The sequence below is a fragment of the Paraburkholderia dioscoreae genome (assembly GCF_902459535.1).
Lineage (GTDB): Bacteria > Pseudomonadota > Gammaproteobacteria > Burkholderiales > Burkholderiaceae > Paraburkholderia > Paraburkholderia dioscoreae.
Map to the genome: position 1 here is coordinate 307,668 of NZ_LR699553.1, position 16,382 is coordinate 324,049.

General features: G+C 64.9%; 17 protein-coding genes and 1 pseudogene. 15 read left to right on the forward strand and 3 right to left on the reverse strand.

Annotated features, from left to right (window positions below; genetic code table 11):
• Nucleotides 1-115 precede the first annotated feature (115 nt).
• The 7 genes and pseudogenes from PDMSB3_RS01440 to rfaE2 all read left to right on the forward strand — a co-directional run bounded on the left by PDMSB3_RS01440 (nucleotide 116) and on the right by rfaE2 (nucleotide 6,604).
• A complete protein-coding gene (locus PDMSB3_RS01440) occupies nucleotides 116-1,099 on the forward strand; it encodes a fumarylacetoacetate hydrolase family protein (protein ID WP_007179529.1) in 984 nt (327 codons plus the stop codon).
• 246 nt (nucleotides 1,100-1,345) lie between these two features.
• Nucleotides 1,346-2,577: pseudogene (locus PDMSB3_RS01445) on the forward strand (ABC transporter substrate-binding protein).
• Between the two features lie 166 nt (nucleotides 2,578-2,743).
• Nucleotides 2,744-3,631 carry an enoyl-CoA hydratase/isomerase family protein gene (locus PDMSB3_RS01450; RefSeq protein WP_007179527.1) on the forward strand — a complete coding sequence of 296 codons (888 nt, stop codon included), beginning with the start codon at nucleotides 2,744-2,746 and terminating at the stop codon, nucleotides 3,629-3,631.
• A gap of 82 nt (nucleotides 3,632-3,713) precedes the next feature.
• Nucleotides 3,714-4,535, forward strand: a complete 822-nt coding sequence (locus PDMSB3_RS01455; RefSeq protein WP_007179526.1) for a PhaM family polyhydroxyalkanoate granule multifunctional regulatory protein — start codon at nucleotides 3,714-3,716, stop codon at nucleotides 4,533-4,535.
• A gap of 8 nt (nucleotides 4,536-4,543) precedes the next feature.
• The gene (locus tag PDMSB3_RS01460; RefSeq protein ID WP_035517734.1) at nucleotides 4,544-5,035 is read left to right on the forward strand and encodes a hypothetical protein; all 492 of its coding nucleotides are present in this window, start codon (nucleotides 4,544-4,546) and stop codon (nucleotides 5,033-5,035) included.
• A gap of 63 nt (nucleotides 5,036-5,098) precedes the next feature.
• Nucleotides 5,099-5,971 carry a ferritin family protein gene (locus PDMSB3_RS01465; RefSeq protein WP_007179525.1) on the forward strand — a complete coding sequence of 291 codons (873 nt, stop codon included), beginning with the start codon at nucleotides 5,099-5,101 and terminating at the stop codon, nucleotides 5,969-5,971.
• A gap of 150 nt (nucleotides 5,972-6,121) precedes the next feature.
• The gene (gene rfaE2, locus PDMSB3_RS01470; RefSeq protein ID WP_007179524.1) at nucleotides 6,122-6,604 is read left to right on the forward strand and encodes a D-glycero-beta-D-manno-heptose 1-phosphate adenylyltransferase; all 483 of its coding nucleotides are present in this window, start codon (nucleotides 6,122-6,124) and stop codon (nucleotides 6,602-6,604) included.
• 91 nt (nucleotides 6,605-6,695) lie between these two features.
• Here rfaE2 and PDMSB3_RS01475 read toward each other — a convergent pair whose 3' ends face one another.
• The 3 genes from PDMSB3_RS01475 to PDMSB3_RS01485 all read right to left on the reverse strand — a co-directional run bounded on the left by PDMSB3_RS01475 (nucleotide 6,696) and on the right by PDMSB3_RS01485 (nucleotide 8,737).
• A complete protein-coding gene (locus PDMSB3_RS01475) occupies nucleotides 6,696-6,935 on the reverse strand; it encodes a hypothetical protein (protein WP_007179523.1) in 240 nt (79 codons plus the stop codon).
• A 75-nt stretch (nucleotides 6,936-7,010) separates the two neighbouring features.
• Nucleotides 7,011-7,823, reverse strand: coding sequence for a type III pantothenate kinase (locus PDMSB3_RS01480; protein WP_007179522.1), 813 nt, complete (start codon nucleotides 7,821-7,823; stop codon nucleotides 7,011-7,013).
• Nucleotides 7,820-8,737 (reverse strand): biotin--[acetyl-CoA-carboxylase] ligase, encoded by a 918-nt coding sequence (locus PDMSB3_RS01485; RefSeq protein WP_007179521.1) that lies wholly within the window; start codon nucleotides 8,735-8,737, stop codon nucleotides 7,820-7,822. The genes PDMSB3_RS01480 and PDMSB3_RS01485 overlap by 4 nt, the downstream gene beginning before the upstream one ends.
• Before the next feature lie 105 nt (nucleotides 8,738-8,842).
• Between PDMSB3_RS01485 and PDMSB3_RS01490 the strand changes: the two genes are divergently transcribed.
• From PDMSB3_RS01490 to PDMSB3_RS01525, 8 genes are all read left to right on the forward strand, one after another.
• Nucleotides 8,843-9,976 carry an MlaE family ABC transporter permease gene (locus PDMSB3_RS01490; RefSeq protein WP_007179520.1) on the forward strand — a complete coding sequence of 378 codons (1,134 nt, stop codon included), beginning with the start codon at nucleotides 8,843-8,845 and terminating at the stop codon, nucleotides 9,974-9,976.
• The gene (locus tag PDMSB3_RS01495; RefSeq protein ID WP_165184341.1) at nucleotides 9,973-10,851 is read left to right on the forward strand and encodes an ABC transporter ATP-binding protein; all 879 of its coding nucleotides are present in this window, start codon (nucleotides 9,973-9,975) and stop codon (nucleotides 10,849-10,851) included. The genes PDMSB3_RS01490 and PDMSB3_RS01495 overlap by 4 nt, the downstream gene beginning before the upstream one ends.
• 16 nt (nucleotides 10,852-10,867) lie before the next feature.
• Nucleotides 10,868-11,830, forward strand: a complete 963-nt coding sequence (locus PDMSB3_RS01500) for an MlaD family protein (RefSeq protein ID WP_165184343.1) — start codon at nucleotides 10,868-10,870, stop codon at nucleotides 11,828-11,830.
• Nucleotides 11,831-11,860: 30 nt separating this feature from the next.
• Nucleotides 11,861-12,487, forward strand: a complete 627-nt coding sequence (locus PDMSB3_RS01505; RefSeq protein WP_165184346.1) for an ABC-type transport auxiliary lipoprotein family protein — start codon at nucleotides 11,861-11,863, stop codon at nucleotides 12,485-12,487.
• Between the two features lie 31 nt (nucleotides 12,488-12,518).
• Nucleotides 12,519-13,676, forward strand: a complete 1,158-nt coding sequence (locus tag PDMSB3_RS01510) for a VanZ family protein (protein WP_007179516.1) — start codon at nucleotides 12,519-12,521, stop codon at nucleotides 13,674-13,676.
• A gap of 170 nt (nucleotides 13,677-13,846) precedes the next feature.
• Nucleotides 13,847-14,170: a (2Fe-2S) ferredoxin domain-containing protein gene (locus PDMSB3_RS01515; protein WP_007179515.1), complete on the forward strand. Its 324-nt coding sequence runs from the start codon at nucleotides 13,847-13,849 to the stop codon at nucleotides 14,168-14,170.
• A gap of 8 nt (nucleotides 14,171-14,178) precedes the next feature.
• Entirely contained in the window at nucleotides 14,179-14,823 is a 645-nt protein-coding gene (locus PDMSB3_RS01520) for an alpha/beta hydrolase (protein WP_007179514.1), read from the forward strand.
• Between the two features lie 319 nt (nucleotides 14,824-15,142).
• Nucleotides 15,143-16,375 carry a D-alanyl-D-alanine carboxypeptidase family protein gene (locus PDMSB3_RS01525; protein WP_007179513.1) on the forward strand — a complete coding sequence of 411 codons (1,233 nt, stop codon included), beginning with the start codon at nucleotides 15,143-15,145 and terminating at the stop codon, nucleotides 16,373-16,375.
• Nucleotides 16,376-16,382: the final 7 nt, after the last annotated feature.

Genomic DNA, 16,382 nt, shown 5'->3' on the forward strand with positions numbered 1-16,382 from the left:
AGGTGACGCATTTAAAGGTGATACCTGGATGAGGCAGGCGCGGGCACTTGGGCCGTGTCGATTCACCATCGTAGAATAGATTCCCTCTATCGTCACTAACACGGTTCGCTCATCTATGAAACTTGCCACGCTGAAGGACGGCACGCGCGACGGTCAGCTGATCGTCGTGTCCCGCGACCTGCACACCGCGGCCATCGCCGACGCGATCGCGCCCACGTTGCAGCGCGTGCTCGACGACTGGGCCTTCTACGCGCCGCAACTGCACGACCTGTACGACGCGCTCAATCAGGGCCGCGCGCGCAACACCTTCGCTTTCGACGCCAGGGAGTGCATGGCGCCGCTGCCGCGCGCGTTCCAGTGGGCCGACGGCTCGTCGTATGTGAACCATGTCGAACTGGTGCGGCGCGCGCGCGGCGCGGAAATGCCGCCGGAGTTCTGGACCGATCCGTTGATGTATCAAGGCGGCAGCGACGACTTCATCGGACCGAAGGACGACGTGCTGTGCGCGTCCGAAGCATTCGGCATCGACTTCGAAGCGGAAGTCGCGGTGATCACCACCGACGTGCCGATGGGCGTCACGCCCGACCAGGCGCTCAGGAGCGTGCGTCTGATCACGCTGGTCAACGACGTCTCGCTGCGCAATCTGATCCCGGCCGAACTCGCGAAAGGCTTCGGCTTTTTCCAGAGCAAGCCGGCCACGTCGTTCGCGCCGGTCGCGGTGACGCCCGACGAACTCGGCGAACACTGGCGCGACGGCCGCGTGCACCGGCCGATGATCGTCCACTGGAACAATAAGAAAGTCGGCCAGCCGGACGCCGGCACCGACATGGTGTTCCACTTCGGCCAGTTGATCGCGCACGCGGCGAAGACGCGCAACCTGCGCGCGGGCGCGATCGTGGGTTCGGGCACGGTGTCGAACAAGGACGCCAAGCGCGGCTATTGCTGTATCGCCGAGAAGCGCTGCCTCGAAACCATCGAGCACGGCGCGCCGCAAACCGAGTTCATGAAGTACGGCGACACGGTGAAGATCGAAATGTTCGACGAGGCGGGCAAGTCGATTTTCGGTTCGATCGACCAGGGCATCGCACCGCTGGACTGACGCACCGCGATCGCGCCGAACGCGGCGCCCCGGGTCGAACCCAGCGCGTGCCGGATTCGAAAGGGTTTCGCCCGATACCGCGACGAGTGCGCGCGGCTACACTGACTGCCGCGGCGGCATACCCCGGGGCTGGCTGCGGGTTCATCGCAGGAGTGCCGCGAAGCAGCGTATGAATGGCACGTGAGCCGCGCACGAGCGAGTCCATCGGCAACACATCAAAAACGAAAACCGACGTGAGGAGACAGCATGCTGCAAATCGAATCCCTTAAGCCTGGAACCGGGCGCGCCCGCGCGTCGAATCTGCGTGTGAATCATTCACGTGACCGGATCGCGCGTCGGGCCGTGGCGTTATGCGCGGCGCTCGCCAGCCTATTGCCCGGCATTGCGCTGGCGCAGGTGAAAATCGGCCTCGTGCTGTCGCTGACCGGGCCGGCCGCGTCGCTCGGCATTCCCGCGCGCGACACGGTCGCGCTGCTGCCAGGCAGATCGGTGGGCAGAGCGTCGAATACATCGTGCTCGACGACGCGTCCGATACCACGCAGGCCGTGCAGGACACCAAGAAGCTGATCTCCGAGAATCACGTCGACGCGATCATCGGTTCGTCGATCACGCCGAATTCGCTGGCGATGATCGACGTGGTCGCCGAAGGTGAAACGCCGATGATCTCGCTGGCATCGTCGGCAAAGATCATCGAGCCCGTGGATGCGAAACGCCGCTGGGTCTTCAAGACGCCACAAACCGACGCGATGATGGCGTCGGCGATCGCCGAACACGCCAGCTTGCACGGCGTCAAAACCATCGCGTTCATCGGCCAGGCCGACGCGCTCGGCGAAACCTTCTACACCGAGGTCGCGAAGTTCGCGCAACTGCATCACATCAATATGGTGGCGAGCGAGCGCTTTAATCGCACCGATCCGAGCGTAACCGGCCAGGTTCTCAAGATTCTGGCGACGCATCCCGACGCGGTGGTGGTCGGCGCGGCCGGCACGCCCGCCGCACTGCCGCCGAAGACGCTCCGGGAACGCGGCTACAAAGGGCTGATCTATCACAATCACGGGGTCGGCAATAACGACTTTCTGCGCGTGTGCGGCGCCGATTGCAACGGCACCTTCCTGCCGGCGAGTCCGGTGCTGGTCGCCGCGCAATTGCCGGCGGATCATCCGGCCAAGCGCCTCGCGCTCGATTACATCGCGCGCTTCGAAGCGGTGCGCGGCGCGGGCAGCGTCTCGGCGTTCGGCTCGTACACGTGGGACGCGGGCATGCTACTCGGCCATGCCGTGCCGGTCGCGCTGAAGGCGGCTGCGCCGGGCACGCCGGAGTTTCGCCGCGCATTGCGCGACGCGCTCGAGTCGACGCGAGGTCTTGCCGATACCAACGGCGTCGTCAACATGAGTGCCACGGATCATCTCGGGCTCGATCAACGGGCGCGTGTGATGGTCGAAATCAGGAATGCGAAGTGGGTTTATCAGCCGCGCTGAATGAAAGGGCGCATGCGCTTCTCGGGAAAACGCCGGGCTGTTTCAGGTTTTCTCGCTCCGCAGAAAGCCCTTTGGGGGCTTAGCGAAGCTCCGGGTCTGCAGGCGCTCCCGATGAACGCAGCCCGGTCCAACAGACACACCGACACCGACATACGGATTGCTGATCATGTCTCAGACACCACACGGTAACAACGCGTTTTACGCGCACTATCAATCGCTCCAGTTGCATCGCCATCCGCACGGCGTGCTCGAAGTCGTGATGAACGGCGAGGGCGCCAACAAAAGCGGACTCGCCACGGCCAACGCGCGCATGCACTTCGAGCTCGCCGAAATCTGGCGCGACATCGACCGCGATCCCGACACGCGTGTCGCGATCATTCGCGGTGAAGGCAAAGGATTTTCGGCCGGCGGCGACCTGCAACTCGTCGAAGACATGGCGACCGATTTCGACGTGCGCGCGCGCGTCTGGCGCGAGGCGCGCGATCTGGTCTACAACGTGATCAATTGCAGCAAGCCGATCGTATCGGCCATGCACGGGCCGGCGGTGGGCGCGGGGCTCGTCGCGGGCCTGCTCGCCGACATCTCGATCGCGGCGAAGACGGCGCGCATTATCGACGGTCATACGCGTCTGGGCGTGGCCGCGGGCGATCACGCGGCGATCGTCTGGCCGCTCCTGTGCGGCATGGCGAAGGCCAAGTATTACCTGATGCTGTGCGAGCCGGTGAGCGGCGAAGAGGCGGAGCGCATTGGGCTCGTGTCGCTGGCCGTCGACGAAAACGATCTGCTGCCCAAGGCTTTCGAGGTCGCGCAGAAGCTGGCCAGCGGCTCGCAAACGGCGATTCGCTGGACCAAATACGCGTTGAACAACTGGCTGCGTTCGGCGGGGCCGGCGTTCGACACGTCGCTCGCACTGGAATTCATGGGTTTTGCCGGGCCGGATGTACGCGAAGGCGTGAACTCGCTGCGCGAGCGCCGCGCGCCGGATTTCGGCGGCGCCGACCCGTGGCGCGGGCAGCCGTCCGGCGGCGGCGCAGCGGGCGGCGAGCCCTCGTGATGCTACCTCCCGCGCGGTATGATCGAATCAGACGCGCGCACAACGGCGCCCCTTTCTCACCTTATGCAGCGAGGCGACAAGCATGACTACTCCTGACACCACGCCGCCTTTCCCCGGGTTTCCCGGTTTTCCGCCCGCCGAAATGCTCGAGCGCATGTGGGGCATGATGCGCATGTCGCCGTTCGGCTCGGCTTTCTCCGGCGCGCAACCGAGCGGCGGCCTCGGACCCTCGCTCTCGATGATGTCCGACATGATGGCGCCGCTCACGAATGTCGAAGAACTCGACAAGCGCATTACCGACATGCGCGCGGTCGAACAATGGCTCAAGCTGAATCTGAGCATGTTGCAGTCCGCGATTCAGGCGCTCGAAGTGCAACGCGCGACCCTCGCGACATTGCGGGCGTTCGGCGCCTTCGCACAGTCGTCGATGGCGCAGCCCACGGCGGCATCCGCAGCGCCGAGTCCCGCGCCGGCGACGGGCTGGCCGCATCCGGCGGCGCCGACACCGGCGGCGGCCGCTTCGGCGAGCGCCGGATCATCGGCCGAAGAGCCATCCGGCGACGAAGAGCAAGCGCCCGCAACGCCGCCATTCGACGCGTCCGCGTGGTGGAATCTGCTGCAATCCCAGTTCAACCAGATCGCCCAGTTTGCGATGACGCAGCCGGCGGCTGCGGCGGGCAGCCCGGCAACGGATTCCACGCCAGGTGACGAGGCGGCTTCGGCATCCGCCGGCGAGCCGACGGGCGATGCGCGGCGGGCGCCCGCGCAAGGCTCAGAGCACACAGCCACGCGGCCGGCAGCGAAACGGGCATCGACTTCGGCGAAGCGTGCGAGCGGCACAACCAGCACGAGCAGCACGAGCAGCACGAGCGCCAGCCCGAAAGCCACGAAAAAACCTGTCTGAAGCGAGCAATGAAACACGGCGGCGCGACCCGCCGCCCTGGCGCCGGATGCCAGGACGAATTCGCGTCTGTCATGGTTTTGACCCCGATCTTCGACACACTCCGCGAATCTCGCGTTTTCTTGCGGAAGGTCAGGCAGGCACCGGAATTGCGCCTCCTACGGTGCGGGTTCCGTCAGGGCAGCGTGCTATCATTGTGTAAGCTTTATTTGGCTTTTGGGCGTGCGTTGAAAACAATCAATCCAACCGCCCTTGCTCCATTCACCGCCGGCACGACCGGCGCAGGGCTGGACGGTGCGGTTTTCATCGCAAACTGGCTCGACCTCAGGCACGGGTATCCCTCACCCACGGTTGGCCGCGCAGCGCGTAACAAACGGCTGGGCGCATGCGCAAAACGCCAGGACTTCTTTGCCGCCACGTGCATCTGGGCGGCCGATTACCGCGTAAAATTGAATGCTTGGCCGGCAAAATGGCGCGCACCTGGTGCGATCCGTTCGTCGTGAGCAAAACGTACTACATGTAGTAGTAACAGACACAGACAGTATGCGCAGAACAGGGGTGGGACTATGAACACCATGCTTTATCCGGAACTTTATAAATCGCTCGAATCCGTTCGATGGGACATGGAGAAAGACATTCCCTGGGACAAGTTCGATGCATCGCTATTGACCGACGAGCAGGCAGCGACGATCAAGATGAACGCGATCACCGAATGGTCGGCGTTGCCCGCCACGGAAATGTTTCTGCGTGACAACCACCACGACAGCGATTTTTCCGCGTTCATGAGCGTGTGGTTCTTCGAAGAACAGAAGCATTCGCTGGTGCTGATGGAATATCTGCGCCGCTTCAAACCGGAAATGTGTCCGACCGAAGAAGAACTGCACGCTGTGCGCTTCGAATTCGATCCGGCGCCGCCGCTCGAAACGCTAATGCTGCACTTCTGCGGCGAAATCCGCCTGAATCACTGGTATCGCCGTGCTGCCGAATGGCACACCGAGCCGGTCATCAAGCACATCTACGAAACCATCTCGCGCGACGAAGCCCGTCACGGCGGCGCATATCTGCGCTACATGAAGAAGGCGATGGCGCAAACCGGCGACATCGCGCGTGCCGCGTTTGCGAAGATCGGCGTGCTGATGGCATCGGCTCGCCGCACGGAAAAGCCGTTGCACCCCACCAACCTGCACGTGAACCAGGCGCTGTTCCCGCGCGACACGATTCAATCGCGTCTGCCGGATCCGGAATGGCTCGAGCGCTGGCTCGACGAACAGATCCGTTTCGACGACGGCTGGGAAAAGAAGGTGGTCGAGCGCATTCTGCACAACCTGTCGATTCTTTTCGAGCGCACGTTCAATACGGCGCAGGAACTGAACCGCTACCGCAAGGAAGTGGTTGCGCGTCTGCAGGCTGAGCAGAAGTCGGCTGAACAGCCGGCTTGATGGCCGCGAGCGCCTGACTCCGGTTCGCGGCGCTCGCCGCGAGCGGATGTAAGAGTTTGAAGAAAGGTCCGGCACGCGCGAGCTTGTCGGGCTTTTTTGCTTCATGCCGTGTATCGTGACGGCACTTCCCTGTTTCTTTCCGACTCCGTCATGGCTGCTACTTTTGAACGCAAGATCCTTACGCGCGATGCACTCGTGACGCTGCGTCCTTCGCTGAGCACGCCGGTGGTGTTTACCAACGGCGTGTTCGATATCCTGCATCGCGGGCATGTCACGTATCTCGCGGATGCCAAGGCGTTGGGCGCGTGTCTGATTGTCGGCGTGAATAGCGATGCATCGGTTCGCATGCTCGGGAAAGGCGACGACCGGCCGATCAATAACGAGGCTGACCGGATGGCCTTGCTGGCGGCACTAGAGAGCGTCGACTACGTGGTGTGCTTCGGCGAGAAAACGCCCGTCGAGTTGATTTCGGCGCTTCGGCCGGATGTGCTCGTCAAGGGCGGCGACTACGACATGGACGCGTTGCCCGAGTCGGCCATTGTGCGAAGCTGGGGCGGCAAGGCGCTGGCGATCCCCTTCGAGCATGACCGCTCGACCACGGCATTGCTGAACAAAGTCCGTACACAAGGCTAACGGCTGAATGTCGTATCAATGGCGCCACGCTTAAGGTGACGCATCGAGCCGGCTTCTAGAATCTCTCCTGCTTGCTGTGCGACGGCCGGCGTTACTGCGCCAGCGAAGATGCCGCGATCGGCGCTACCGGTGCCGGGCCGCCCACCACTGCCTGATCGGCGGCCTCGGCTGCCGTGACCGGTTGCACCTTCAACCATTCCGGATGAACCTGGCGGTTCAGATGGTTGGGCTCGCGTCCGCCGGCTGTGGGCGTCGGGCCGAATACGCCGCGCACCGCGACGAATGCCAGCATGTTGGCAAGAAACAATATGGCGATCAGCCAGCGCAGCATTGTTGGTTTTCCCCGTCCAGAAGTTGAGCCGCCGTTGTCCCGTGGTTATTCCGCCGCTATCCATGTGGTCGCGATTCAGGTTCCACGTTCCACCGCGCGCCCGGCAGCAATCAGCGCAAGACCGGACAGCACGAGCGAATCGTGGCGAGTATGCGGCACTTTCAGTGCGCTCGCCACTTCGTCTACCGCGCCGCCGCTGACCACGAGCCGCACCGGCACCTGCCACTCGTCCTGCAGATCGCGCCACATGCGCTCGACCAGGCCCGCTTGCGCCAACGTGCAACCGGCGGACAATGAGCGCGGCGTATCGGTTGCAAAGAACGGGCCGCGGCGTGCCGCGTCACGCGTACTGCCGCCGAGCAGGCCGCGGGCCGCGCTGGCGTCGAGCGTTGGCAGTTGTGCCGTGTGCTCGCCCAGCGAGCGCATCATCAAAGTCCAGCCAGGCGCGATCAGACCGCCGACAAAGCAGCCGTCCGCGCACAATGCCTCGAGCGTGGTTGCCGTGCCGAACGTCGCGATCAGGAGATGTTCGCCCGGAAACGCCGCGTGCGCGCCGATCAGGCCGGCCCAGCGGTCGCTGCCGAGCGTATGCGGCGCAGCGTAGCTGTTGGTCACGCCGCATTGCTGCGCGCAGGCGCGGATCGTCGTGAGCGGCAACTGTGGCCAGCGCGCTTCGAGCAACGCGGCAATCCGCTTCGCGACGCTTTCGCCCGCCACGTTCGACAACCATGCACCGCCCGGCGTGGGCAGGTTCAGCCAGTCCGGCTGATGCTCGCCGCCGTGCGTCAGCGCGCCGCTCGCGATCTGCGAACCGCCTGCCTGCACCAGTGCCCACTTGATGCGGCTATTGCCCGCGTCGATCAGCAAACAGGGCGCGCCGCTCGTCATGCAGCACCGTCGGCGAGACGCAGGGAGACGTCGCCGGTCGCCACAGTCTGCCGACCGCTTGGGGTATCGAGCAGCAACTGACCCTGCTCGTCGACGCCCGCTGCCACGCCGCGCATCTGCTCTTCGCCTTGTTCCAGCAATACGACTTCGCGGCCCGCGTACGCGTGCACCGCGTTCCAGCGCGCCTGGAACGGCGCGAAGCCTTCAGCGCCGAAGCGCTGCAAGGCTGGTTCGAGCGCGTTCAGCTCGGCGGCGAGTGTGTCGGTGAGATTGGCGTTGGGCAGCGCGCGCTGCAGGGCGGTCGGCATGGTGCCGCGCGCTTGCGGCGGCGTAGCGGCGTTCAGCGCGCCCACTTTGGCGGCGAGTTCGTCCGCGCCCTTGACGTTGGTGCCGATGCCGATCACCACCGCGCTGGCGTTTTCCGTGCTCCACGCCGTTTCGATCAGGATGCCGGCCAGCTTGTCGCCTTCGAGCAGGACGTCGTTCGGCCACTTCAGCGCGATCTGGCCGGGGCCGGCGACCGGCAGCGAGCGCAGCCCGTCGACCAGCGCGACGCCCACCGCGAGGCTCAGACCCGCGAGTCCTTCGAGCGGACGCGGCAGCACGCACGCCACGGAAAACAGCAGCGCATTGCCCGGCTCCGCATACCACGGACGGCCACGGCGGCCGCGCCCGGCAGTCTGCAGATACGCGACCCGCACGATCGGCCGCGGCAGCGCGCCGGCCTTGCGTGGCAGCGCCTTGACGCGGGCCATCAGGTCGGCATTGGTCGAGCCGGTTTCCTCGACGATTTCGATCGGCCAATCGTGCGCGTGCGGGCCGAACAGGGCGACGGCGCGCTCACGGTCGATGCGCCAATCGGCTTGGGTCGCAGCTACGGCAGCGGCCGGCGGGGGAGTTCTGGAAGCGTTCATGGCTCATATTGTAGCGACAGCGAAGCCGGTGAGCCCACGTGGACGGTTCATCGGCCGCGCCTTCGTTACAATGGCCCCTAATCCGATAACCAGATTCAGCGATCCTTGAACTACGACACTCCGCCCGGCCTCGAAGTCGCGGCAGGCAGCCAAGGCAAGATCGTCCGGCTCTCGGGCCAGTGGACGGCGCTAGCGCTCGCGCGCGATCGGGCTACCGGGCACGTGATTCCCCTGTTGCTGTCACTGGTCGGCGCCGAAGGCATCGGCGGGTGGGATCTCTCGCGCATCGACCGGATGGACCACGTGGGCGGCCAGGCGCTGTGGCGCGTGTGGGGCCACAAGATGCCGGCGGACACCACGCTCACCGATACGCAACGCGACATTTTCGAGCGCATCGCCCTGCTCGACACCGTGCGCGAGACGGCCGAGCCGGTGATCAAACTCGATCCGTTCACGCGGCTGGGGCTCGCGATCTTCTCGTTCTTCGAGCATCTGTACGGCGGCGTGGCCATGCTCGGGCGCGTCGTGCTCGATCTGCTGGCGATCGCGCGCAAGCCGAAGATCACGCCGTGGACCGAGATTTCCGCGAACGTCTACAACGCCGGCACGCAGGCCTTGCCGATCACGGCGCTGGTCGCGTTCCTGATCGGCATCGTGCTGAGCTATCTGTCGGCGCAGCAACTGCGGCTTTTTGGCGCAAACCAGTACATCGTCAATATTCTCGGCCTCTCGGTGATCCGCGAACTCGGACCGGTGCTCTCGGCGATTCTGGTGGCGGGCCGCTCGGGTTCGGCGATCACCGCGCAGATCGGCGTGATGCGCGTGACCGAAGAACTCGACGCCATGCGCGTAATGGGCATTCCGCATGGCCTGCGGCTGATCCTGCCGCGCGTGCTTGCGCTCGGCGTGGCGATGCCGCTGCTCGTCATGTGGACCAACATCATCGCGCTGACCGGCGGCGCGCTGGCCGCCAAGATCGTGCTCGGCATCGACATGAGCTACTTCGCGCGGGCTTTGCCGGGCGTGGTGCCGGTGGCGAATCTGTGGATCGGGCTCGGCAAGGGCGTCGTCTTCGGCATGCTGATCGCGATCGTCGGCTGTCACTTCGGTTTCCGTATCAAGGCCAATTCGCAGAGTCTCGGCGAAGGCACGACGACCTCGGTGGTCACCTCGATTACGATCGTGATTCTCGCGGACGCCGTGTTCGCGATCCTCTTTCAGAACGTGGGGCTTGGATGATCGCGCCACTTACTCAGGCCGTGCGCGGCCAGCCCGTGCCCTCGATCGCCGAACCGGTGATCGAAGTGATCGACGTGACCAAGCGCTATGGCCGCAACATCGTGCATCAGCATCTGAATCTGGAAGTGCGGCGCGGCGAGATCATGGCGATCGTCGGCGGCTCGGGTTCCGGCAAGACAACGCTGGTGCGGCAGATTCTCGGTCTCGAGCAGCCTTCGTCCGGCACCATCAAGCTGTTCGGCGAGGATCTCGCGACCATTTCGCCGGAGACCGCGCTGCTGATGCGCAGCCGCTCCGGCATGCTGTTTCAGCGCGGCGCGCTGTTCTCGTCGCTCTCGGTGTTCGACAACATCGCACAGCCGGTGCGCGAACTCGGCAAGGTGCCCGAAGACCTGTTGCGCGATATCGTGATGCTCAAGCTCGAAATGGTCGGCCTGCCGTGCAAGCATGCGTCGAAAATGCCGTCGGCGCTGTCGGGCGGCATGATCAAACGCGTGGGCATTGCCCGCGCGATCGCGCTCGAACCGGAGCTTCTCTTTCTCGACGAGCCGACCGCCGGGCTCGATCCGCAGGCGTCCGATGAATTCGTCGAGCTGATCTCCGCGCTGCACCGCGCGCTCGGCCTGACGGTGGTGATGGTCACGCACGATCTCGACACGATGATCGCGCTGTCCACCCGCGTCGCGGTGCTGGCCGATCGCAAGGTGCTGGTCGCCGCGCCGGTCGAAGAAGCGGCGGCGGTCGATCATCCTTTCATCCGCGAATATTTCCTCGGCTTGCGTGGGCGGCGCGCATTGCAGGCGTTGCCGCCGGAGCGCCGTGCGAAGCTGCCGCGCGCGGCGCTCGAGCCGGCGTCGTCCGAATTGCCGCTGTGAACCAGGGAACCTGACAATGGAAAACAAATCACATGCCTTCTGGGCGGGGCTCTTCACGATCGTTCTGCTGGCGGCAATCGCGGTGGCGGCTTTTTTGTTCAACGTCGACCGTTCCGTGCGGGTGCCGTACGATCTGATTGCGCGCACCAACGTCACGGGCCTGTATACCGACGCCGCGGTGCGCTACCGAGGGCTCGACGTCGGCAAGGTGCAGTCGATCAAATTCGATCCGGATCATCCGGGGCAGATTCTGATCCGTATCCTCGTCGACACGCACGCGCCGATTACCCATTCGACATTCGGCAGCCTGGGTTTCCAGGGCGTGACGGGCATTGCCTTCATCCAGCTGGACGACAATGGGCGCGACACGTCGCCGCTGCCGTCGTCCGCCAAACAGGTGGCGCAGTTGCCCATGCGCCCTGGCTTGCTCGATCAACTGCAGCAACGCGGCGACGTGCTGCTGCGTAAACTCGAAAAAGTCGCAAGCGACGTCGACAATCTGTTGTCGCCGGAAATGGCTGCGCAGTTGCAAGGCACGGCGGCGAGCCTTCAGAAAGCCGCGGACGGCGTCGCCACGTTGACCCAGCAATTCGCGCCGGCTGCTGGCAAGTTGCCAGGCACGATCGACCAGCTGGATCGCACGCTCGCGTCGACCAATCAGCTGATCACCGGTCTGAACCGTCCGGACGGCCCGTTCGAGACCAACCTGAACAAGGTCGGCACGGCGGCGCAGCAGGCCGGTGACGCGCTGACTTCGATGAACGGCTCGTTGCAGGAACTGTCGGCGCGGGTCGGCTACGACACCTTGCCACGCGTCAATTCGCTCGCTGAAGACGTGCGCTCCGCGGTGCGCTCGGTGGACCGCGCAGCCGATACGTTCAGCACCAGCCCGCGCAGCGTGCTGTTCGGCGCTCCGGCTGCGGCGCCCGGCCCTGGCGAAGCAGGGTTCACGTGGCCCGCCGCTCGCGCCGCCAGATGATTTCGAAGGTTTGAAGAAAGGAAGATTGTCATGTCACGCTCGATTCACCGATTGTTGTCCTCGAGCGCCGCGCTAGCGGTGCTGCTCGCATTCGGCGTGCTGGCCACGGGCTGCGCCGGCACGCCCGCGGCCATTTCGGACGTCCGCTACGATTTCGGGCCGCCGGCTCCGGCGGCGTCCGCGGGCACGTCGCCGGCCGTGAAGGTGCTGGATGTGACCGCGCCGGACGTGCTCGAGTCCGACAAGCTGATGTACCGCCTCAGCTACGCGGATGCACAGCAGACCGCGTCCTACGCGAACAGCCACTGGACCATGATGCCTTCGCAGTTGCTGACCCAGCGTCTGCGTGGCGCGCTCAGCTCGCGCGGCACGGTGCTGACGGGTGCCGACGGCGTGTCCGCGCCGGTGCTGAAGGTCGAGCTGAGCGAGTTCGAACAGGTCTTCGACAGCCGGTCCGAAAGTCATGCCGCAGTCACCGCGCGCGCCACGCTCACGCAGGGCAGCAGGGTGATCGGCCAGCGCACCTTCATCGCGCGCGCGCCGTCCAGTTCGGGGGACGCCGCCGGTGGCGCCCAGGCACTCGCCACCGCCAGCGACGATCTGGTCGCGCAGATCGGCGCGTGGCTCGGCGTGCAGGCGCTGGTCGCCGCGCAATGACCAGCTCGCAGCGCACGCAACGGAGCGCTGCATGAGCGAACGACCCTGGCTGCGCCGCCCGTCGGTGCTTGCCCGGCAGGCGCTGGTGCTCTATACCGCGCTGATCGTCTATGGTTCGTGGTATCCGTTTTCGGGCTGGCGCTCGCTCGGTCTCGGTCCGTTTGCCTATCTGTCCGATCCCATGCCGCAGTACCTGACGGCGTTCGACGTCGTCACCAACGTGCTCGGCTATATGCCGTTCGGTGCGTTGGTGGTGCTCGCGGTCTACCCGCGCTGGCGCGGCACGCTGGCGGTCGCGCTTGCCTTCGTGCTCGGCGGCCTGCTGTCCGGCGTGATGGAAGCCGTGCAAACCTATCTGCCGACGCGCGTCGCCTCAAACCTCGATCTCGCGGCCAATGCGCTCGGCGCGCTGCTCGGTGCCGCGATCATGTCGCCGGCAACGGGTGCGCTGCTCGATCGCGGTTTGTTGCGGCGCGCGCGGCTCGTGTGGTTCGAGCGTGATCGCGCCGCGCTCGCATGCCTGGTCGCAGCATGGCCGTTCGCGACGATGTATCCGGCGCCGCGCCTGTTCGGTCTCGGCAACTGGCCGCGCGCGCTATGGCTGCGTTTCGATTCGACGACGCAAGACGCCTTGCTCGCGTGGACGCCGCCGGGCTGGCACGTCGGCACCTGGCCGGCTCTCGCCGCCGCCTGGATGCCCGACGACGTTTGGGAGGCCGTGCTCACCACGCTCAACCTGTTCGCCGCGCTCGCACTGGCGTCGTTGCCGGTGCGCCGGCATGCGCCGCGCGTGCGTCTGTTGCTCCTGTTTATCTTCGTGACCTTGTGCGTGAAGGTCGGCGCGACGTTTCTGCAGTCGCAGTCCGGTCTCGCGTTCGACTGGGCCACGCCCGGCGCGCTCGCGGGGCTCGTGTGCGGCACCGCGGCCGCGCTGTTTGCGCTGCGTCTGCGGCGCCGGTCGCGCGCGGCACTGGCAGGCGGCGCGCTGACGGTCGCGCTGGTGTTCGTCAATCTGTTGCCCGTGAATCCATATTTCGACGCCGTGCTCGCCGACTGGCGGCAAGGGCGTTATCTGCACTTCAACGGTCTGGCGCACTGGCTCGCCTGGGTCTGGCCATATGCGGCTTTGGTATGGCTGGCATATGTCGTCGAGCAGGCGTGGCTCAAGCGGCGCATGGCGCGCGCGTGAAGCTGGTGTGAAGCGGGCGGGACGCGCACGTAATACGCACGCGAAACGCACGCGAGGCGCAGCCGCCATCAGCGACCACCAGTCCTGCTCGTTATAATCGTTCGCACAACAGGCGCGCCGCTGTGCATGCAGCGCCATTCTCACCCTGGCAGTTTCGGCCCCCGGACATCATGGATTCCTTCTACAAGTACCACGTCTTCTTCTGTCTCAATCAGCGCGAGCCCGGCGCCGAGCGCCCGAGCTGCGCGAACTGCAATGCGCAGGAGATGCAGGAGCATGCGAAAAAACGCGTGAAGAAACTCGGTCTCGCAGGTCCGGGCCAGGTGCGCATCAACAAGGCCGGTTGCCTCGACCGCTGCGAGCTCGGGCCGACGCTCGTCGTGTATCCGGAAGGCGTCTGGTACACGTACGTCGACGAGAGCGACATCGACGAAATCGTCGACTCGCATCTCGTGAACGGCAAGATTGTCGAGCGTCTGAAAATCGATCAATAAGCCTCGCCATGAACGCATATACGAAGAAATATCTGATCGACGGCCCGATCGGCAAGATCGAGGTCGCAGTGGATCTGCCCGACGAGACGCGCGAAAGCGGCGCCGCGCCGCGTGGCATTGCGCTGGTCGCGCATCCGCATCCGCTGTTCGGCGGCACGATGGACAACAAGGTCGCGCAGACGCTCGCGCGCACGCTCGTGCAGTTGAACTACGCGACCTATCGCTCGAATTTTCGCGGTGTCGGCGAGACGCAGGGGGAGCATGACGCGGGCATCGGCGAGCGCGACGATCTGCGCGCCGTGCTCGATCACATGCGGGCCGAACCGGGTCAGGCCGATCTGCCCCTCGTGCTGGCGGGCTTTTCGTTCGGCACGTTCGTGCTGTCGCACGTGGCCGCGAAACTGCGTGAAGAAGGTCAGGAGATCGAGCGAATGGTGTTCGTCGGCACCGCAGCGAGCCGCTGGGACGTGGCCCCCGTACCGGAGAACACGCTCGTGATTCACGGTGAAACCGACGAGACGGTTCCCATTCAATCCGTTTACGACTGGGCACGACCGCAGGAGTTGCCGGTTGTCGTGATTCCGGGGGCGGAGCATTTTCTGCATCGCAAGCTGCACGTTCTGAAGCGGATCATCGTCGACGCGTGGCGGTGAGTGGCGCGCGGCATGCGTTTTCCGAGGTACAGGTACGCACAAACGCAAATTTATCGCCGCCTCTCGCGCAAAGTTGCCGGGAGAGCACGCGTATAATGGCGACTCTTTTTTGGGCGCAGCGCCGCCCATCCGGCAGTTCGCGCGACGCGTAGTATCTTTTCGCCGCAGCGGTGCCGGATGCAGGGCGTGCTGCGCGAACCGATCGCGTGGCCGGAAGTCCAATGGGCGCCGTGCCGTTTTTACGGCCGGACGCTCGCCGACCGGCTCTTCCAAACAATGCGCCCTGCGCGCGATGTATTTTTCTGCACGAATCGACCCTATGCGTTTCTCCACCTCCGGCCGCACGTCATTCCCTTCTTCTGTTGCTTCCTTCGTTTCCCCTACGCTTGCGCGTGCCGTCACTCTCGGCATTGTGTTGCCGGCTACGCTCGCCGCCAGCACGGCGTTCGCGCAAGTGCCGCCGCCGGCGGTGAACGCGCGCTCGTGGGTGCTCGTCGACGCCACCAGCAACCAGGTGCTCGCCTCGGGCAATGCCGACGAGCGCGTGGAACCCGCATCGCTTACCAAGCTGATGACGGCGTACCTCGTCTTCGAAGCACTGCAGACGAAAAAAATCAATATGGACCAGACGGTCATGCCGAGCGAAGCCGTGCGCCGCGTGCGGACCGACGAATCGCGCATGTTCATCGAAGCGAACAAGCCGGTGACCGTGCACGATCTGGTGTACGGCATGATCGTCCAGTCGGGTAACGACGCCGCGATCGCATTGGCCGAACTGGTCGGCGGCAGCGAGTCGCAGTTCGTCAACATGATGAACACGGAAGCGCAGCGCCTCGGCATGAAGCACACGCATTTCGCCGACGTGAACGGCATGCCCGACCCGCAGCACTACACGACCGCGGGCGACCTCGCGATCCTGTCGGCGCGTCTGATTCGCGACTTCCCTGACTACTACAACATCTTCTCGGTCAAGGAATTCACGTACAACAAGATCAAGCAGCCGAACCGCAACCGCCTGCTGTGGATCGACCCGACGGTAGATGGTCTGAAGACCGGCCACACGCAAGCCGCCGGCTACTGCCTGATCGCGAGCGCGAAGCGTTCGCTGCCGGGCACGACCGACGCGTCGCGCCGCCTCGTCTCGGTCATGATGGGCGAGACCAAGGAACACGACCGCGTGCAGGACAGCCTGAAGATGCTGAACTACGGCTACAGCGCGTACGACACGGTGCGTCTGTACAAGGCGAATCAGGTGGTGGGCACGCCGCGCGTCTACAAGGGTGCGCAGGACACCGTGCAGATCGGCGTGAAGAGCGATCAGTACATCACGGTGCCGAAGGGCATGGGCGACAAGGTGAAGCCGCAGATCGAGCAGATCGATCCGCTGATCGCGCCGCTCGCGAACGGTCAGCAGGTCGGCACGGTCAAGCTGGTCGCCGACGGCAAGGTGCTGGCGCAGTTCCCGGTGGTGGCCTTGCAGGCCGTGCCGCAAGCCGGGGTGGTCGGCCGCGTGTGGGATTCGCTGATGCTCATGTTCAACAAGAAGAAGTAAGAGCCTG

Excerpts from the sequence above, each read along its gene's own strand:
- PDMSB3_RS01515 (WP_007179515.1), top strand. The coding sequence starts at position 13,847 with ATGGATTCCTTCTACAAGTACCACGTCTTCTTCTGTCTCAATCAGCGC.
- PDMSB3_RS01440 (WP_007179529.1), top strand. The coding sequence starts at position 116 with ATGAAACTTGCCACGCTGAAGGACGGCACGCGCGACGGTCAGCTGATC.
- PDMSB3_RS01475 (WP_007179523.1), bottom strand. The coding sequence starts at position 6,935 with ATGCTGCGCTGGCTGATCGCCATATTGTTTCTTGCCAACATGCTGGCA.
- PDMSB3_RS01450 (WP_007179527.1), top strand. The coding sequence starts at position 2,744 with ATGTCTCAGACACCACACGGTAACAACGCGTTTTACGCGCACTATCAA.
- PDMSB3_RS01480 (WP_007179522.1), bottom strand. The coding sequence starts at position 7,823 with ATGACGAGCGGCGCGCCCTGTTTGCTGATCGACGCGGGCAATAGCCGC.
- PDMSB3_RS01500 (WP_165184343.1), top strand. The coding sequence starts at position 10,868 with ATGGAAAACAAATCACATGCCTTCTGGGCGGGGCTCTTCACGATCGTT.
- PDMSB3_RS01505 (WP_165184346.1), top strand. The coding sequence starts at position 11,861 with ATGTCACGCTCGATTCACCGATTGTTGTCCTCGAGCGCCGCGCTAGCG.
- PDMSB3_RS01485 (WP_007179521.1), bottom strand. The coding sequence starts at position 8,737 with ATGAACGCTTCCAGAACTCCCCCGCCGGCCGCTGCCGTAGCTGCGACC.
- rfaE2 (WP_007179524.1), top strand. The coding sequence starts at position 6,122 with ATGGCTGCTACTTTTGAACGCAAGATCCTTACGCGCGATGCACTCGTG.
- PDMSB3_RS01510 (WP_007179516.1), top strand. The coding sequence starts at position 12,519 with ATGAGCGAACGACCCTGGCTGCGCCGCCCGTCGGTGCTTGCCCGGCAG.
- PDMSB3_RS01525 (WP_007179513.1), top strand. The coding sequence starts at position 15,143 with ATGCGTTTCTCCACCTCCGGCCGCACGTCATTCCCTTCTTCTGTTGCT.
- PDMSB3_RS01520 (WP_007179514.1), top strand. The coding sequence starts at position 14,179 with ATGAACGCATATACGAAGAAATATCTGATCGACGGCCCGATCGGCAAG.
- PDMSB3_RS01465 (WP_007179525.1), top strand. The coding sequence starts at position 5,099 with ATGAACACCATGCTTTATCCGGAACTTTATAAATCGCTCGAATCCGTT.
- PDMSB3_RS01460 (WP_035517734.1), top strand. The coding sequence starts at position 4,544 with ATGAAACACGGCGGCGCGACCCGCCGCCCTGGCGCCGGATGCCAGGAC.
- PDMSB3_RS01495 (WP_165184341.1), top strand. The coding sequence starts at position 9,973 with ATGATCGCGCCACTTACTCAGGCCGTGCGCGGCCAGCCCGTGCCCTCG.
- PDMSB3_RS01455 (WP_007179526.1), top strand. The coding sequence starts at position 3,714 with ATGACTACTCCTGACACCACGCCGCCTTTCCCCGGGTTTCCCGGTTTT.